Genomic DNA, 15,480 nt, shown 5'->3' with positions numbered 1-15,480 from the left:
CGGGAATTTATTGTGGCGACAGTCGGCTCGGCCGGCCGCACGGCTGCCTGCCTGGTGGCTGAACGAGTTCACTCTCCGCTCTTGCTAAGTTCCAACACCCTCGCCAAAGGGCCGTCCTTGGCAGCGAGCCGTGACCTCCCAGGCGCGACCCCCTGTTGCAGTATCGCGAATAGTTGTCCACGTACCCATAGCTGCGCCTCAATCAGCCGATCGGCAGGTTGCTGCCACTGAACCAGTAGCTCGGAGGTGCTTCCTATCGGTCTGAAATCGACATTGCTTACGAATTCTGCCGGATTTGAAAAAGGCAGTTTTGAAGGGTCGCTCCAATCGACTGTCTCAGGTGCAGGACCGCGATTGTACAGCCAAACATCGCTGACAATCCCTCCCTCGGAATCCAAGAGATATGCATAGCCCTTCGCACCGTCATCTTCGATTATGATCGAGTATCCTGTTCTTTCATCCGAAAGCTGTGCCCAAAAATCCTCCGGTCTCTCCAACCTGCTTCGCTCCTGACCGTTACATGGCGCAGATACGTTCGCCAAAAGGCGCTTTGTCAACAACACCCAGCATCGCCCGCAAAAATTCATTCAGCAGGCGACACAATCCGTATGTCCTTAAGTGTTCAGCGGCCCTCGCCTCTCGGATTAGGCCGCGTCATGAACGCTGCGGCTATCACTCGGCGCCTCCTCGCGTTCGAACATGCCGTAATCGCGCACGACACTGGCGATCCGCAGCCGGTAGTCGGCGAAGACGCCGCCGCGGCCGGCCTGCTGGGCGGCGCGATGGGCCTCGCGGTTACGCCATTCCTTGACCGCTGCCTCATCGCGGAAGAAGGAGAGCGACAGCAGCTTGCCGCGGTTGGTCAGGCTCTCGAAACGCTCGATCGAGATGAAGCCATCGATCGTTTCGAGCTCGGCGCGCAATTCACCGGCGAGATCGAGATATTTGTGGCGTTCGCCCATATAGGGCACGACTTCGAAGATGACGGCGATCATGGCAACACCAGCTTGGCGTGGGGAGCGGAGACGTTTTTCAGGAAGATCCGATCCTCCTTCAGGATGAAACGCTCATGCTTGGCGAATTCGTAATTGTCGCGGCCGAGCGGATCGGCAGCCAGCCGTGCGCGGTAGGCTTCGTAGGCGGCGAGGCTTTCGATGTTGTAGACTCCGTAGGCCGTCGTCGCCGATCCCTCATGCGGGGCGAAATAGCCGATCAGATCGGCGCCATTCCTCGGGATCGCCTGGCCCCAGTTGCGGGCATATTCGGCAAAGGCCTCCTTGTTGAAGGGATCGATCTGATAGCGGATGAAGCAGGTGATCATCGGGTTCTCCTTTGTGCTTCCCCGTTTTCGCACATTGCCTGGCGACAATGCTTCGGTTACGATCGAACTATGAAGGAAGGTCCGGACATTGCCCAGATCGGTGCGCTCATCGGCGACCCCGCCCGCGCCAATATGCTGGCGGCGCTGACCGGCGGGCGGGCGCTGACGGCGACCGAGCTTGCCGGCGTTGGCGGCATCACGCTGCAGACGGCAAGCACGCATCTGGCCAAACTCGAAGCCGGCGGCCTGCTGAGCCAGCGCAAGCAGGGGCGCCACCGCTATTTCACGCTCGCCGACGAGGCCGCCGCCCGGCTGATCGAAAGCATGATGGGCTTTGCCGCCGGACGCGGGCATCTGCGCCACCGGCCCGGCCCGAAGGAGCCGGCGCTGCGCAAGGCGCGCATCTGCTACGATCATCTGGCAGGCGATTACGGCGTGCGCATGCTCGACAGCCTGATCGCCTCAGGCGCGATCGAGGCGGTCGGAGAGGGTCTGGCCCTGACGGAAAAGGGCGAGAGCGATCTTGCCCGCATCGGCATCGACGTCGGCAATCTCAGATCCTCGCGCCGCCCGCTCTGCCGCTCCTGCCTCGACTGGAGCGAAAGGCGCGCCCATCTTGCCGGCAGCCTCGGCAAGGCGCTGCTTGCAAGCTTCCTCGACAAGGGCTGGGCCCGGCGCACCGCCGAGAGCCGCTCGATCACCTTCTCGCCGGAAGGCGACCGGCAGTTCCTGAGGCTGTTTCCGGTTGAGATGTAGTTGTCGCGTTTCTGTACCGATGTGCTCCACCGGCCACCGGCGTTTCAGGGCTGATCGGTTGCACTCACCGCGGCTCCCACAAAATCAGGCCAAGGTCCGACGCCCGTCCGACTGAGGTCCCACGACAGGAACAGCCGGATAAAACCGTCGTTTGTCAAACAGCCGCCCATCCATTGCAGATGTGGCGGCGACTGACAAACAATCGGAGGAATACCCTATGATGAAAGTAACACATCTCGCATTGGCGGCGGCCCTTCTGGCCGGTACGGCGGCGTCCGGCTTCGCCCAGTCATCGAGCACGGTCGGCACCGGCGGTTCGACGGCCGGCGGCGGAACTGCGAGCAGCACGGTCGGTACTGGTGGCAGCTCTGCCGGCGGCACCTGCCCTGATGGTACGACCACCTGCAATTCAGGCACGTCCTCGACGACCGCCACCGGCGGCTCGTCGGCGGGCGGCGGCACCTCCAGCAGCACGGTCGGCACCGGCGGCTCGGCCGCGGGTTCAGGCGACGCCAATTCGGCCTCGAGCGTCGGGACCGGGGCTTCGTCTGCGGACGGAGACAAGACCGGCAGCACCGTCGGCACCGGCAGCAGTGCGGCAGGCACCTCGCATGACAACCAGGGCAAGAAGGGTTGCGCGCCCGGCCAGGTCAAGAAGGACGCCGCCGGCACCGAGGATTGCAAATGATCCAGGGCCGGCGCCTTAAGGGCGCCGGCCAAACCCCTTGGAGATAAACCCATGACCCGGTTTTCCACAATCGCACTGACGGCTTCGCTCGCCATGATCGCCGGCCCGACAATGGCCGAAGAGATCAAGCTCGACGACGGAACGACATGCACCATCGTCCAGTCGCAGGCGGGGGACACATCGACCACGGTGACTGCGGGCAACGGTCACGTGTCTTCGTCGACAACGACCGCCGGCGGCTCGAGCAGCTCTTCTTCGTCATCCGCCTCCGCCGGCTCCTCGGCCGGATCGGGTAGCGTCGACAGTTTTTCCACCGCAAGCATCACGCGGCCGGACGGCACCGTCATCACGAAGCGCTCCGATGGAACCTGTTCCATCACCAAGCCGAACAAATAGGAGATGGCAATGAAACCAATCAATCTTATCGCAGCCGCCGCGATCGCGCTCTTCGCCTCGAGCCCGGCCGTCCTTGCGGAGGAATGCAATGCGGCCGGAACCGTCGGAACGGCTGGAAGCGCTTCGGCCGGCGGCACATCCGCCAGCTCGGCCGGAACGGCAGGCGCCTGCCAGACCGACGGCGGCACGACATCCTCGATCGGATCGGGCGGAAGTGCGGCCACCACCGACGGCAAGGCGCAGAGCAAGACGCATGTCAACGACAATGGCGACAAGCTCAAGGCGCAGACCAAGGCCCAGGCGGTTGATCAGGGGACGTTCAGCAAGTCCCGCACCAAGACCAGCACCGATGGCGACACGCTGCAGAGCACGACCCGCACCATGTCGCATGTGCCCGGCGAGAAGCCGGTCAAGAGTACCACCACCAATAAAATCATCCTGCCGGAGCAGTAGGTCAGAAGGGCTCGCTTCACTCGAACCGAGGCGAGCCCATGGCCTCTATGGGCCGGCGTCGAAGCGCTTCTGACATTATGCGCCCTCGTGAAGAGCCGACCCTGACCGTGTTCAGTTCATCGAGTGGAACGTCTCGAAAATAAGTGCCCTCAGCCAGCGATGAGCGGGATCAGCGTCCATGCGCGGGTGCCAGGCCTGAACGATGTTGAAACCCGGCACGGCGACCGGCAGGTCGAAGGTTCTGATCTCCCTCATCGCGGCGGATTTGCAATAAGACTTCGGAACCGAACCGATCAGATCGGATGAGGCTGCAACGGCGATCACCGCCGGGAAACTTGGCACGATCAGTCTGGCATCCCGATCCAAGCCCAGTTCGGCGAGCGCCCTGTCGACCGGACCGGCGTAGTCCGCCTGCGTCGAGAAAAGCACGTGGCCGCAGGCGGCATAGCGCTCGGCCGTTATCCGATCTGCGTCGAAGATCGGATGCCCCACCCTTGCAACGCCAACGAACCGATCCTCGAAGAGGCTCTGGCAACGCAGCTCGCCGCTGTCGCGCGGGAGCACACCGATGTCCAGATCTATCGCCGCCTCCCGCAAAGCCTGAACGTCCTTGTCGGATCTCGGCGCAAAACGAAGCCTTATTCCCGGTGCAGCATTCGTCACTGCAGCGCTCAGATCCGCGGCGTAGAGAAGCACGAAGGCTTCATTGGCGCGGATCGTGAAGTGGCGCCGCACCTCCCGAATGTCGACGGTCGACGGCGGACTCAGCACCGCTTTCACAGCGTCTTTCAACAGATGCACGTCTTCGGCAATGGCCAGGGCATGGGGTGTCGCCACCATGCCGCGGCCTGCCGGCACCAGGATCGGATCACCGAGCGCAGTCCTCAAGCGTGACAGTGTCCGGCTCATGGCGGATGTGCTGAGGCCAAGGCGGCGTGCGGCAGCCGATACGCTTCGCTCGGCCAGCAAAGCGTCCAGCGCGACGAGAAGGTTCAGATCGAGATCAGACATGGCGCGATCCTACCAAACGTGGCGCCACGCGCAACTGAGCATTGCTTCCGTTGCGTCTGGCGCAATGGCCCGGCTGGGACTAACTAATCCCCATCCCAGGCACACCGAGGATTTCCCATGTCTCTCAGCTACACCGCACCCGTTTCTCAAGAAGGTCTGGCATCGCCCCGACGCTATCTGGCGGTCGCCCTTCTGCTTCTGGCGGTTGTTCTCGTCGTATTGGATGGAGCGATCGCCAATGTCGCCTTGCCGTCGATTGCGCTCTCGCTGCAGGCGGAAGCGGATAACACCGTATGGGTCGTCTCGGCCTACCAGCTGGCCGTGCTCGTCGCCATTCTTCATGTGGGGCGCTCGGCGAGATTTACGGCGCCCGGCGGGTCTTCCTGATCGGCGTCGCGCTGTTCACCGCGGCTTCCGCAGGCTGCGCCTTGGCGGACGACCTGCCCTTGCTGATCCTTGCGCGTTTCGCGCAGGGCCTTGGCGCGGGCGCGATCATGGCGCTGGCGATGATGAACCTGCGCCAGGCCTTGCCGCAACGCATGCTGGGCCCGATCATCGGCATCAATGCCATGGTCATCGCAATTTCCTCCGCCGCCGGCCCCGGAATTGCCGGCGCCATCCTTTCCGTCACGACCTGGCCTTGGCTGTTTGCCGTCAATATACCGCTCGGGGTCATCGTTCTCCTCGGCGGCGGCCTGCTCGGCCACGTTGAAGGCGCGAAGCGGAAGCTGAAGGCGAAGGCGTTGCTGGCCAATACGCTGATGTTCATCCTGTTCTTCTCAGGCGCCGACCGGATAGCCACCGCGCCGGTCAGCGGTGCCGCCCTCATCGCCGCCTCACTCGCCTGCCTGTTCGGCCTGCTGCGTCTGGAACGAAACAGTGACGTACCTCTGTTTCCCACGGACCTGTTGGCGGCGCCGGCATTCCGCATGGCGGTGATCGCCTCGATCTCCTGCTTCTGCGGACAGATGCTGAGCTACATCGCCCTGCCCTTCTACCTCCAACACAGGCTGCACATGACGCCGGTTCTGGCTGGTCTCTACATGATGCCCTGGCCTGCCGCGACCGCAATCATCGCGCCGATCTCGGGACGTCTGGCAAACCGGGTCAAGACGTCATGGCTTTGTGCAATCGGCGGGGCGCTTATGGCGCTTGGCCTTCTCGTGGCCGGTCTCACGCCGCCAGACCCGAGAGGTATCGGATTTCTCGTCGGCACGGTGATCGCCGGCCTCGGCTTCGGACTGTTCCAGACTCCCAACAACCGAATTCTGCTGCTTTCGGCACCGAAAGCCAGAAGCGGTGCGGCCGGCGCCATGCAAGGGACCGCGCGGCTTCTCGGCCAGACCCTGGGCGGGGTCTCGATGTCGATCATTTTCGCAACGCTGCCGTTATCGGCAGCGCTCGACTTCGCGGTCGCCATTGCAGCCGGCTGCACTGCCATCGCCGGCCTGGTCAGTCTGAGCCGGGCTCGTTACGAAGTGGCGGGGCAGCCTGCAGCGGCCTGAACTGCCCGCTTCATGGGCGTCCGGCGACAGTGGTTCCATCGAGCCGGTCGCCTGCCGCATCGCAGCCATGCTTGCGTTCAGGTTGAGCTTTGGCCTGCCATCGTGTAAAGCCGCAGCATCCCCTGATAAGACCCGGATTTCCAGCAAGGCGTGAACATATGGACGGCTTCGACCTCATCATCTTCGACTGCGACGGCGTTCTGGTCGATTCCGAAATCATCGCCGCGGGGGTCGAATCCGCGCTGTTGACGGACGCCGGATATCCGATCAGCGTCGAGGAAATGGGCGAGCGTTTCGCCGGCATGACCTGGCACAACATCCTGCTGCAGGTCGAGCGCGAGGCCAGCATCCCGTTTTCCGCCTCCCTGCTTGATAAGTCCGAGAAGCTGCTCGACATGAGGCTGGCGAATGACGTCAAGGCGATCCCAGGCGTCGAATTCGCCGTCTCCCGGCTGCCGATGAAGCGCTGCATCTGCTCGAATTCGAGCACCAAGCGGCTCGACATGATGCTGGGCAAGGTCGGACTGAAGCCGCTGTTTGCACCCAACATCTTCTCCGCCAAGGATCTCGGCGCCGACCGCGTCAAGCCGAAGCCGGATATCTTCCTGCACGGCGCAAGCCGCATGGGCGTCTCGTCCGACAAAACTGTCGTCGTCGAGGATTCCGTGCACGGCGTGCATGCGGCGCGCGCCGCCGGCATGCGCGTCATCGGCTTTACCGGCGCCTCGCACAGCTACCCTGCCCATGCCGACAAACTGACCGATGCCGGCGCCGAAACGGTGATCTCCCGCATGAACGACCTGCCGGGCGTGGTTGCCGCGCTGGCTGCCTGGGAAGGCGTGCTTTAGGTTTAGGTGCTGGGGTCGGCCCGCACCCGCCCCTTCACTGGGAATTGCTCAGGCTCCCCGCTCCGTCATTCTCGGGCCTGCCCCGCCCACTGCCCGGGTCGTACCGATAGCAGCCCCTCACCCTAACCCTCTCCCCGTAAACGGGGCGAGGGGACGTGCCCTGCGAGAGGTCAGCGGAGGATCGAGAGGTTGCAGCATATCCCCTTCTCCCCGCTGGCGGGGAGAAGGTGCCGGCAGGCGGATGAGGGGCCGCCCTCGCCGATCTCCCAGGGCTGGGATGTCACATGATCCGGACGCTGTGGGCCAAGTCCGCTTTTCCGGTGATAGCTCAGCTGCTCTTCTTGCTCTTCGCCGGCTGGGTCTCGAAGCCGATATTGACGCGCACCAACGCGCCGGCGCCAACCGGAATCTGGATGCCTTCCTTGCGGAAGATGACCTGCGTGCCCGGGGAGCCCGCGGGGATCTCGGTCGGGAACTTGGTGACCTCGGAATAGAGCACGTTCTCGCCATCGAGGATGGTGACGCGGACCGGCAGCGTCACCGGGCCGGGATTGCCGGCCGGGCCGGTGATGAGGCGCAGCTGGGCAACAACGGTCATCGTCAGGGCCGTGTCGTTCAGCGTGCATTGACGGGTGTAATCGCCGAAGGAGGCCTGGAAGACGATCTGCTGCGGGTCGTCCTTCTTGCCCTTGGCATAGGTGCGGAAGATCGCATCCTGGTCACGCAGGAAGATCTGCGGGCAGGCGCCCTGGACGACGGGAGCGACGGCGCCCTGGGCCGTCTTGGCGGTACCGATCGAGGGGTTGTTCGAGGAGGGATTGGCCGGCGCCAGCGGCATGATCTGGGCATTGCCGTTCGGCTGCGTCGGCGCCGCCTCCGGCTTGCTGTCGCCGCCGATGCCGAGCGAGTTGCAGCCGGCAAGCAGGGCAACGAAAGAAGCGGAGATGATAAGACGCGAGACCTTGCCGAGCACTATGTTCCACCCTTTGCACAAGCGTTTCTTGGAGGCCCCCGTCTTTTTCGCGAGGCCTTTCACGACGGTTTGCGATGGTCTATATCAGCGGCGCAAACAAAAATCGATTGGGTACGCGCCGTTTTGATGCACTTTTCGCCGCCGGATGCGGGCAACTTCAACAAGATAACGGCAATGGTATGGCCTGAAGGCAGCCCCTTGCCGGTTTCCGGCAGAGCGGGCCACGGCTCGGCCCGGCCAAATTTCTTCCAGCGATAGATCAAGGATGACCAACGTGGACTATATCTCGACCCGCGGCGAGGCCCCTGCCCTCGGCTTTTGCGACGCCCTGCTGACGGGACTGGCGCGCGATGGCGGGCTCTATGTTCCCCGGGAGTGGCCGCAGTTTTCGAAGAAGGAGATCCGCGCGCTGAGGGGCAAGAGCTATCAGGAGATCGCCTTCACCATCCTGTCGCCCTTCACCAATGGCGAAATCCCCGCGGCGACCTTCCGGGCGATGATCGACGAGGCCTACGCCACCTTCCGCCATCCGGCGATCGCCCCGCTCGTCCAGACCGGGCCGAACAGCTTCGTCATGGAGCTGTTCCACGGCACGACGCTCGCTTTCAAGGACGTGGCGATGCAGCTGCTTGCCCGGCTGATGGATTATGCGCTGGAAAAGCGCGGCGAGCGGGCGACGATCGTCGGCGCCACTTCGGGCGATACCGGCGGCGCGGCGATCGATGCCTTCGCCGGGCGCCAGCGCACCGATATCTTCATCCTCTTCCCGCACGGCAAGGTCTCGCCGGTGCAGCAGCGGCAGATGACAACGTCGACTTCGTCGAATGTGCATGCGCTTGCCGTCGAGGGCAATTTCGACGACTGCCAGAACCTGGTGAAGGCGATGTTCAACGACGCGGCCTTCCGCGACAAGGTCGGTTTGTCGGGCGTCAATTCGATCAACTGGGCGCGCATCATGGCCCAGATCGTCTATTATTTCACGGCGGCGGTGGCGCTCGGCGGGCCGGACCGGAAAATCTCGTTCACGGTACCCACCGGCAATTTCGGCGATATCTTCGCCGGCTACTGCGCCAAGCGCATGGGACTGCCGATCGACCGGCTGGTCATCGCCACCAACGAGAACGACATCCTGGCGCGGACGCTGAAGACCGGCCGCTATGACATGAAGGCGGTCAAGGCGACGACCTCGCCGTCGATGGACATCCAGATCTCGTCGAACTTCGAGCGGCTGCTGTTCGAAGCCTATGGGCGCGATGCCTCGAAGGTGCGCGCGGCAATGGAAAGCCTCAAGCAATCCAATGGCTTCGAGATCGGCGGCCAAGCGCTGAAGGCGATCCGCCGCGACTTCCGCGCCGGGCGCGCCAGCGAAAGGCAGGTCGCCGAGACGATCCGCCAAGTCCATGCCGAGACCGGTTATCTCCTCGATCCGCATTCGGCGATCGGCGTCTTCGTCGCCGCCAAGAAAGAGAAGCCGAATACACCGATGGTGACGCTTGCGACCGCGCATCCGGCGAAATTCCCCGCCGCCGTAAAATCGGCCTGCGGTATTGACCCGGCGCTTCCGACGTGGCTTGCTGGTCTGATGCAAAGGGAGGAGCGTTTCCAGATTATCAACCCGGAGCTGAAAGCCGTTGAGACCTTTATCGGCGATCACGCCCGCAGCGAAAAGACGGCAGGCGCAGAAAGATAGCCAATGACAGTTGAGTGCACCCGGCTCAAATCCGGGCTGACAGTAGTCACAGAAACCATGCCACACCTTGAAAGCGTGGCGCTCGGAGTCTGGATCAAATCAGGATCGCGTAACGAGACGCAAGACGAGCACGGCATCGCCCACCTGCTCGAACATATGGCCTTCAAGGGTACGGCCCGGCGCACGGCCCGCCAGATCGCCGAGGAGATCGAAGATGTGGGCGGCGAAGTCAATGCCGCCACCTCGACCGAGACGACGTCCTATTACGCCCGCGTTCTCAAGGACCATGTGCCGCTCGCCGTCGACATCCTCGCCGACATCCTGACCGAATCGGCCTTCGAGGAGGAAGAGCTGGAGCGTGAGAAGCAGGTAATCCTGCAGGAGATCAACGCCGCCAACGACACGCCCGACGATGTTGTATTCGACCGCTTCTCCGAGGCCGCCTATCGCGACCAGACGCTCGGGCGCGCGATCCTCGGCACGCCTGAGACCGTCGTTTCCTTCACGCCGCAGCAGATCCGCACCTATCTCGGCCGCAACTACACGACCGACCGGATGTTCATCGTGGCGACCGGCGCCGTCGATCACCAGGAATTCGTGCGCATGGTCGAGGATCGCTTCGCGAGCCTGCCGACCGCGCCGTCCGCCCCGCCGGTCATGGAAGCGGCGCGTTATATTGGCGGCAGCGTGCGTGAGCCACGCGACCTGATGGATGCGCAGATCCTGCTTGGCTTTGAGGGCAAGCCCTACCACGCCCGCGATTTCTACTGCTCGCAGATCCTCGCCAATATCCTCGGCGGCGGCATGTCCTCCAGGCTGTTTCAGGAAGTGCGCGAATTCCGCGGCCTCTGTTATTCCGTCTATGCCTTCCACTGGGGCTTTTCCGATACTGGCATCTTCGGCATTCATGCCGCCACCGGCGGCGAAAACCTGCCGGAGCTGGTGCCCGTCATCATCGACGAGCTGCACAAGTCGGCCGAAGAGATCCACCAGAAGGAAATCGAACGCGCCCGCGCCCAGATCCGCGCCCAGCTGCTGATGGGCCAGGAGAGCCCGGCCGCGCGTGCCGGCCAGATCGCAAGGCAGATGATGCTCTACGGCCGGCCGATCTCCAATCCGGAGATGATGGAGCGACTGGAAGGCATCACCATCGAACGGCTGACCGACCTCGCCGGCCGGCTGTTCTACGACACCGTGCCGACGCTTTCGGCGATCGGGCCGCTCGAGCAGCTTGCGCCGATGGAAGACATCACCGCCTCGCTTTCGGCCCCGGCGCCGAAGACGATGCAGGCCAGCTGAGCCGAGGTCCGTCTGCCGGGAGTGATCGATGCCAAAATCGGTGTTTCGGTTCCTGTCACGGCAGCCGGATGCGGTCGAGCTGGAGAATGACAGATACCTCTTGCGTCTGCCGCGCTACCAGGATTTCAGCCAATGGCACCGGCTGCGTGCCGAAAGCCGCAAATTCCTGGAACCCTGGGAGCCGACCTGGCGGCGAGACGAGCTGACGGAAGGCGCCTACCGCGCCCGCGTCATTCGCGGCAAGCAGGAATATGCCTCCGGCCAGGCCATCCCGCTGTTCATCTTCCTCAAGGAAAACCGCACCCTCGTCGGCGGCATCACCATCGGCTACATCAGGCGGGGTGCGGCGCAAAGCTGCATGATCGGATACTGGATGGGCGAGCGCCATGCCGGCCAGGGGCATATGTTCGCCGCCCTTCAAATGGTTATTCCTTACATCTTCACCGGGCTTGAGTTGCACCGTATCGAAGCAGCCTGTATTCCAGATAACGCGCGCAGCATGCGCCTGCTTGAAAAGGCCGGGTTTCAGCGGGAAGGCTATCTGCGCGGATACTTGAAGATCAACGGTCAGTGGCACGACCACGTGATGTTCTCACGGCTCGCCACCGATACGGATAAAGGCAGGAAAACCGACAGCCGATGACAAGAAACCGCATGCTGCCCAAGTCACCGTCCGGACGAGTGATCGCGGTGATCGCAGCCCTTTTCCTGGCGGCCTTCGCCCTGGCGGCAAACGTTGCTCAGGCGGCCGAACCGGTGAAGATTTCCCGTGACGATACCGCGCTCGATCTCACCGCGACGACCGAGATCTACGCCAACCAGGGCGAGGCCTTCCAGGTTTCGACGGCGGCCGGCGCCGACGGCATCCGCCGGCGCATCGAGGTCAGGGCGAGTTCGGAGAACCATCAGGGCGACTGGGCGGTGTTTGCGCTCGCCAACGTCTCGGAGGAACAGCTGGAGCGCGTCATCGTCGCGCCGCATTTCCGTCTGGTCAATTCCAAGCTGTTCTGGCCGGATCTCGGCTCGCAGCGCATCATCGCCATCACCCCGAGCGAGGGCTTTGCGCTCGACCGCCAGCCGAGCGACGAGGCCGACGTCTTCCGCATCACGCTGAACCCGGGCGCCGTCATCACCTTCGTCGCCGAACTGTCGACGCCGGAACTGCCGCAGATCTATCTCTGGGAACCCAACGCCTACAAGGACACGATCAACGCCTTCACGCTCTATCGCGGCATCGTGCTCGGCATCGCCGGCCTGCTCGCCGTGTTCCTGACCATCCTCTTCGTCGTCAAGGGCACCTCGATGCTGCCGGCGACGGCGGCGCTCGCCTGGGCGGTGCTCGGCTATATCTGTGTCGATTTCGGTTTTCTCGGCAAGCTGATCAGCGTCGCCTCGGCCGACCAGCGAATATGGCGGGCCTGCGCTGAAGTTGCGCTGGCCTCGAGTTTCGTCATCTTCCTCTTCACCTATCTGAACCTCAACCGCTGGCACGCGCATCTGGGTTACGCCACGCTTGCCTGGGTGCTCGGCCTTGCCCTGCTCTTCGGCGTGGCGATCTACGATCCCTCGATCGCCGCCGGCATTGCCAGGCTCTCCTTCGCGCTGACGGCGGCGACCGGGCTGCTGCTCATCATCTATCTCGGCTTCAACCGTTACGACCGGGCGATCCTGCTGGTGCCGGCCTGGGCGCTGACGCTCGTCTGGCTGTTCGGGGCGTGGCTGACGGTCACCGGGCGGCTCGACAACGATATCATCCAGCCGGCGCTCGGCGGCGGCCTGGTGCTCATCGTGCTCTTGATCGGCTTCACGGTCATGCAGCACGCCTTTGCCGGCGGCGCCTTCCAGCAGGGGCTGTTTTCTGACCTCGAACGGCAATCGCTGGCGCTGACCGGCTCCGGCGACATGGTCTGGGATTGGGATGTGGCGCGCGACCGCGTCGTCACCATTCCCGACGTCTCGGTCAAGCTCGGCCTATCGCCGGGCACCATGCATGGGGCGGCGCGCAACTGGCTGCCGCGGCTGCATCCTGATGACCGCGACCGCTTCCGCGCGACACTCGACGTGCTGCTCGAACACCGGCGCGGGCGGCTGAACCATGAATTCCGCATCCGCGCCGAGGACGGGCATTTTCACTGGCTCCTGATCCGCGCCCGGCCGGTGCTCGGCTCCAACGGCGAGATCATCCGCTGCGTCGGCACGATCGTCGACGTCACCGAGCAGAAGAATTCCGTCGAGCGGCTGCTGCATGACGCGCTGCATGATAATTTGACCGGCCTTCCGAACCGGCAGGTCTTCCTCGACCGGCTGCAATCGGTGCTGGCGCTGGCGCCGGGCGGAGAGACGCTGCGCCCGACGGTGATGGTGATCGACATCGACCGCTACAAGCTGGTCAATGATTCACTCGGGGTTGCCGCCGGCGACAACATCCTGATCGCCCTGACGCGGCGCCTGCGCCGGCTGATGAAGCCGCAGGACACGCTGGCGCGGCTTGCCGGCGACCAGTTCGGCCTCATCCTGGTGTCGGAGCACAATCCGGCCAAGGTCGCGGATTTTGCCGATGCGGTCAGCAAGGCGATCATGGTGCCGATCAACTTTGCCAATCGCGAGATCATCCTGACGGCTTCGATCGGGCTCGCCTCCTGGGTGGACCGGCAGGAAAGCGCCAGCGGCCTGCTCAGCGATGCCGAGCTTGCCATGTACCGGGCGAAACGGGCCGGCGGCAGCCGCGTCGAGCCGTTCCAGCCGGCCTTCCGCGACTTCGGCACCGACCGGCTGCAGCTCGAAACCGATCTGCGCCGCGCCATCGAGCGCAAGGAATTGTCGATGGTTTACCAGCCGATCGCTCGGCTTGAAGATGTCGAGGTCGCCGGCTTCGAGGCGCTGATGCGCTGGGAACACCCGAAGCGCGGCAATATTCCGCCGTCGGAATTCATCCCGCTCGCCGAGGCCTCCGACATCATCGGCGCGCTCGGCATGTTCGCGCTCGAACAGGCGACCAACGACCTGATGAGCTGGCAGCACCAGACCGGCGAACTGCCGATCTTCGTGTCGATCAACCTGTCGAGCGTGCAGTTGCTCAATAACGAGCTTTATGACGACGTGCGTTCGGTACTCGCCAAGACCCATTGCACGCCCTCGCGGCTGAAGCTGGAACTGACGGAATCCATGGTGATGGAAAACCCGGAACAGGCCCGCCTCGTGCTGCAGAAGCTGAAGGAAGCCGGCATCGGGCTGGCGCTCGACGATTTCGGCACCGGCTATTCCTCGCTTGCCTATCTCACCCGCTTCCCGTTCGACACGATCAAGCTCGACAAGGCGCTGGTGCGCGACAGCAGCGACAAGAAGGCGACGGTGCTCCGATCGGTGATATCAATGGCGCGCGAGCTCGAGATGAAGGTGGTGGCCGAGGGGATCGAATCCAACGAGGACGCGATCGAGCTTGCCAAGATGGGCTGCAGCTACGGGCAGAGCTATCTCTTCGGCCCGCCGATGCCGTCGGAATCGGTGCTGCGGCTGCTTCGCGACCGGTTTCCGCTGACGAAACGGGCGTGAGCGGTCTCAGGCCGCCCGGCCTCCGCCGGACGCGCCTCTCCACCATGAATGGTCATTGACCAACGAGGGGCGATATGCGCCTCTGCATCGTCGCATAAGGAAAATTTGATGCTCAAGCTTCTGCTCGCTCTCTCGATCGGCGCTCTTTTTGTCTCGCCGCTCGAGGCCGGAGAGATTAAACCCGTCACCAAGGCCTGCGAGCCCGGGGCGAAGCATTGCGAGCGATGGACCGCCGAATTTGCGACGGCGCTGCAGCAGGCGCTGAAAGGCAATCACGCGGGGCAGCAGACCGTGGCCTTCTGCCTGTCTTCCGGATGCCGTGGCGCAGTGGTCATCGACAAGGTCGCCTCCTGCAGCTGGCACCTCGTCATCGCCAATTCCGGCGCTGCCACCGTGCTCGACTCATCCAACCTCCGCCACACCTGCCGACCGATGACGCCGGCCCAGAAAGACGAAGCCCGGGCTCATGCCCGTGAACTCGTGCGCAAGATCTATAACCGCGACCCTGCCGCAACCGACCAGATGTAAGTCTGTCCTCATCCGGCAAAAATAAATCCCGTTGCCGTCCCGGCTTTCGTCGCTATGCTGCCGACGCAGAAAATCGGGAGGACCATAATGATCCTGCATTGCGTGTTCCTGCGGCTGAAGACGGCGCTGACGATGGACGACAAACAATCGCTGTTCGATGCGATCGCCGGGCTGAAACAGGTCATCCCCGGCATATTGGATATCAAATATGGGCCGAATGTTTCGCCCGAAGGCCTGCATGCCGGCTTCGTCGATGGTTTTGCCGTGACCTTTGAAAGCGCCGAGGCGCGGGATGCCTATCTCGTCCATCCCGAGCATGTGGCCGTCGGCGAGCGCATCGTCTCCTCGACGGACGGAGGCCTTGCGGGCATCCTGGTCTTCGACCTCAATCTCTGAGGGCGGCAAGCCGGTATGCCGGACGTTCACCGGGTTCTCCGGCAGATTTAGCGAAAGGTTGATG

The 15,480-nt window shown here is 63.4% G+C and carries 16 protein-coding genes and 1 pseudogene; 12 read left to right on the top strand and 5 right to left on the bottom strand.

Translation table 11 applies throughout. The features are described 5' to 3' along the window. Window positions 1-644: 644 nt before the first annotated feature. Together GA0061105_RS18900 and GA0061105_RS18895 are read right to left on the bottom strand one after the other, a co-directional pair. Window positions 645-995, bottom strand: a complete 351-nt coding sequence (locus GA0061105_RS18900; RefSeq protein WP_092752134.1) for an antibiotic biosynthesis monooxygenase family protein — start codon at window positions 993-995, stop codon at window positions 645-647. Continuing rightward, window positions 992-1,321, bottom strand: a complete 330-nt coding sequence (locus tag GA0061105_RS18895) for an NIPSNAP family protein (RefSeq protein WP_092752132.1) — start codon at window positions 1,319-1,321, stop codon at window positions 992-994. Before GA0061105_RS18895 ends, GA0061105_RS18900 begins: the two co-directional genes overlap by 4 nt. Window positions 1,322-1,390: 69 nt before the next feature. Here GA0061105_RS18895 and GA0061105_RS18890 point away from each other — a divergent pair, with 69 nt between their 5' ends. From GA0061105_RS18890 to GA0061105_RS18875, 4 genes are all read left to right on the top strand, one after another. Continuing rightward, window positions 1,391-2,077, top strand: a complete 687-nt coding sequence (locus GA0061105_RS18890; RefSeq protein WP_092752130.1) for an ArsR/SmtB family transcription factor — start codon at window positions 1,391-1,393, stop codon at window positions 2,075-2,077. A gap of 217 nt (window positions 2,078-2,294) precedes the next feature. Next, window positions 2,295-2,765, top strand: coding sequence for a hypothetical protein (locus GA0061105_RS18885; RefSeq protein ID WP_064694099.1), 471 nt, complete (start codon window positions 2,295-2,297; stop codon window positions 2,763-2,765). A gap of 51 nt (window positions 2,766-2,816) precedes the next feature. Beyond that, window positions 2,817-3,161, top strand: coding sequence for a hypothetical protein (locus tag GA0061105_RS18880; RefSeq protein ID WP_064694098.1), 345 nt, complete (start codon window positions 2,817-2,819; stop codon window positions 3,159-3,161). Between the two features lie 9 nt (window positions 3,162-3,170). Continuing rightward, window positions 3,171-3,614 (top strand): hypothetical protein, encoded by a 444-nt coding sequence (locus GA0061105_RS18875; protein ID WP_092752128.1) that lies wholly within the window; start codon window positions 3,171-3,173, stop codon window positions 3,612-3,614. 111 nt (window positions 3,615-3,725) lie between these two features. Here GA0061105_RS18875 and GA0061105_RS18870 read toward each other — a convergent pair whose 3' ends face one another. Further along, the gene (locus GA0061105_RS18870) at window positions 3,726-4,625 is read right to left on the bottom strand and encodes a LysR family transcriptional regulator (RefSeq protein ID WP_064686236.1); all 900 of its coding nucleotides are present in this window, start codon (window positions 4,623-4,625) and stop codon (window positions 3,726-3,728) included. A gap of 117 nt (window positions 4,626-4,742) precedes the next feature. On the opposite strand from GA0061105_RS18870, the pseudogene GA0061105_RS18865 reads away from it, so the two are divergent. Then, a pseudogene (locus GA0061105_RS18865) lies at window positions 4,743-6,130 on the top strand (MFS transporter). A 158-nt stretch (window positions 6,131-6,288) separates the two neighbouring features. Further along, entirely contained in the window at window positions 6,289-6,978 is a 690-nt protein-coding gene (locus tag GA0061105_RS18860) for an HAD family hydrolase (protein ID WP_092752126.1), read from the top strand. A gap of 328 nt (window positions 6,979-7,306) precedes the next feature. On the opposite strand, the gene GA0061105_RS18855 is transcribed toward GA0061105_RS18860, so the two are convergent. Continuing rightward, window positions 7,307-7,954, bottom strand: a complete 648-nt coding sequence (locus GA0061105_RS18855) for a hypothetical protein (protein WP_208601669.1) — start codon at window positions 7,952-7,954, stop codon at window positions 7,307-7,309. Between the two features lie 56 nt (window positions 7,955-8,010). Continuing rightward, window positions 8,011-8,214 (bottom strand): hypothetical protein, encoded by a 204-nt coding sequence (locus GA0061105_RS32885; protein ID WP_167358564.1) that lies wholly within the window; start codon window positions 8,212-8,214, stop codon window positions 8,011-8,013. A gap of 2 nt (window positions 8,215-8,216) precedes the next feature. Between GA0061105_RS32885 and thrC the strand changes: the two genes are divergently transcribed. The 6 genes from thrC to GA0061105_RS18825 all read left to right on the top strand — a co-directional run bounded on the left by thrC (window position 8,217) and on the right by GA0061105_RS18825 (window position 15,416). Continuing rightward, window positions 8,217-9,641, top strand: coding sequence for a threonine synthase (gene thrC, locus GA0061105_RS18850; RefSeq protein WP_092752122.1), 1,425 nt, complete (start codon window positions 8,217-8,219; stop codon window positions 9,639-9,641). A gap of 3 nt (window positions 9,642-9,644) precedes the next feature. After that, a complete protein-coding gene (locus GA0061105_RS18845) occupies window positions 9,645-10,940 on the top strand; it encodes a M16 family metallopeptidase (protein WP_092752120.1) in 1,296 nt (431 codons plus the stop codon). A gap of 28 nt (window positions 10,941-10,968) precedes the next feature. Next, window positions 10,969-11,583 carry a GNAT family N-acetyltransferase gene (locus tag GA0061105_RS18840; RefSeq protein WP_092752118.1) on the top strand — a complete coding sequence of 205 codons (615 nt, stop codon included), beginning with the start codon at window positions 10,969-10,971 and terminating at the stop codon, window positions 11,581-11,583. Continuing rightward, window positions 11,580-14,492, top strand: coding sequence for a sensor domain-containing phosphodiesterase (locus GA0061105_RS18835; RefSeq protein WP_092752116.1), 2,913 nt, complete (start codon window positions 11,580-11,582; stop codon window positions 14,490-14,492). The genes GA0061105_RS18840 and GA0061105_RS18835 overlap by 4 nt, the downstream gene beginning before the upstream one ends. 108 nt (window positions 14,493-14,600) lie before the next feature. Continuing rightward, the gene (locus tag GA0061105_RS18830; RefSeq protein ID WP_064694091.1) at window positions 14,601-15,020 is read left to right on the top strand and encodes a hypothetical protein; all 420 of its coding nucleotides are present in this window, start codon (window positions 14,601-14,603) and stop codon (window positions 15,018-15,020) included. A gap of 87 nt (window positions 15,021-15,107) precedes the next feature. Next, the gene (locus GA0061105_RS18825; protein ID WP_092752114.1) at window positions 15,108-15,416 is read left to right on the top strand and encodes a Dabb family protein; all 309 of its coding nucleotides are present in this window, start codon (window positions 15,108-15,110) and stop codon (window positions 15,414-15,416) included. Window positions 15,417-15,480 lie beyond the last annotated feature (64 nt).

The sequence above is a fragment of the Rhizobium aethiopicum genome, from assembly GCF_900094625.1.
GTDB classification, from domain to species: Bacteria; Pseudomonadota; Alphaproteobacteria; order Rhizobiales; family Rhizobiaceae; genus Rhizobium; species Rhizobium aethiopicum.
The sequence above is the reverse complement of the archived record's forward strand: the minus strand, read 5'-3'. Positions and strand labels throughout refer to the sequence as shown.

Excerpts from the sequence above, each read along its gene's own strand:
- GA0061105_RS18900 (WP_092752134.1), bottom strand. The coding sequence starts at position 995 with ATGATCGCCGTCATCTTCGAAGTCGTGCCCTATATGGGCGAACGCCAC.
- GA0061105_RS18895 (WP_092752132.1), bottom strand. The coding sequence starts at position 1,321 with ATGATCACCTGCTTCATCCGCTATCAGATCGATCCCTTCAACAAGGAG.
- GA0061105_RS18890 (WP_092752130.1), top strand. The coding sequence starts at position 1,391 with ATGAAGGAAGGTCCGGACATTGCCCAGATCGGTGCGCTCATCGGCGAC.
- GA0061105_RS18885 (WP_064694099.1), top strand. The coding sequence starts at position 2,295 with ATGATGAAAGTAACACATCTCGCATTGGCGGCGGCCCTTCTGGCCGGT.
- GA0061105_RS18880 (WP_064694098.1), top strand. The coding sequence starts at position 2,817 with ATGACCCGGTTTTCCACAATCGCACTGACGGCTTCGCTCGCCATGATC.
- GA0061105_RS18875 (WP_092752128.1), top strand. The coding sequence starts at position 3,171 with ATGAAACCAATCAATCTTATCGCAGCCGCCGCGATCGCGCTCTTCGCC.
- GA0061105_RS18870 (WP_064686236.1), bottom strand. The coding sequence starts at position 4,625 with ATGTCTGATCTCGATCTGAACCTTCTCGTCGCGCTGGACGCTTTGCTG.
- GA0061105_RS18860 (WP_092752126.1), top strand. The coding sequence starts at position 6,289 with ATGGACGGCTTCGACCTCATCATCTTCGACTGCGACGGCGTTCTGGTC.
- thrC (WP_092752122.1), top strand. The coding sequence starts at position 8,217 with ATGACCAACGTGGACTATATCTCGACCCGCGGCGAGGCCCCTGCCCTC.
- GA0061105_RS18845 (WP_092752120.1), top strand. The coding sequence starts at position 9,645 with ATGACAGTTGAGTGCACCCGGCTCAAATCCGGGCTGACAGTAGTCACA.
- GA0061105_RS18840 (WP_092752118.1), top strand. The coding sequence starts at position 10,969 with ATGCCAAAATCGGTGTTTCGGTTCCTGTCACGGCAGCCGGATGCGGTC.
- GA0061105_RS18835 (WP_092752116.1), top strand. The coding sequence starts at position 11,580 with ATGACAAGAAACCGCATGCTGCCCAAGTCACCGTCCGGACGAGTGATC.
- GA0061105_RS18830 (WP_064694091.1), top strand. The coding sequence starts at position 14,601 with ATGCTCAAGCTTCTGCTCGCTCTCTCGATCGGCGCTCTTTTTGTCTCG.
- GA0061105_RS18825 (WP_092752114.1), top strand. The coding sequence starts at position 15,108 with ATGATCCTGCATTGCGTGTTCCTGCGGCTGAAGACGGCGCTGACGATG.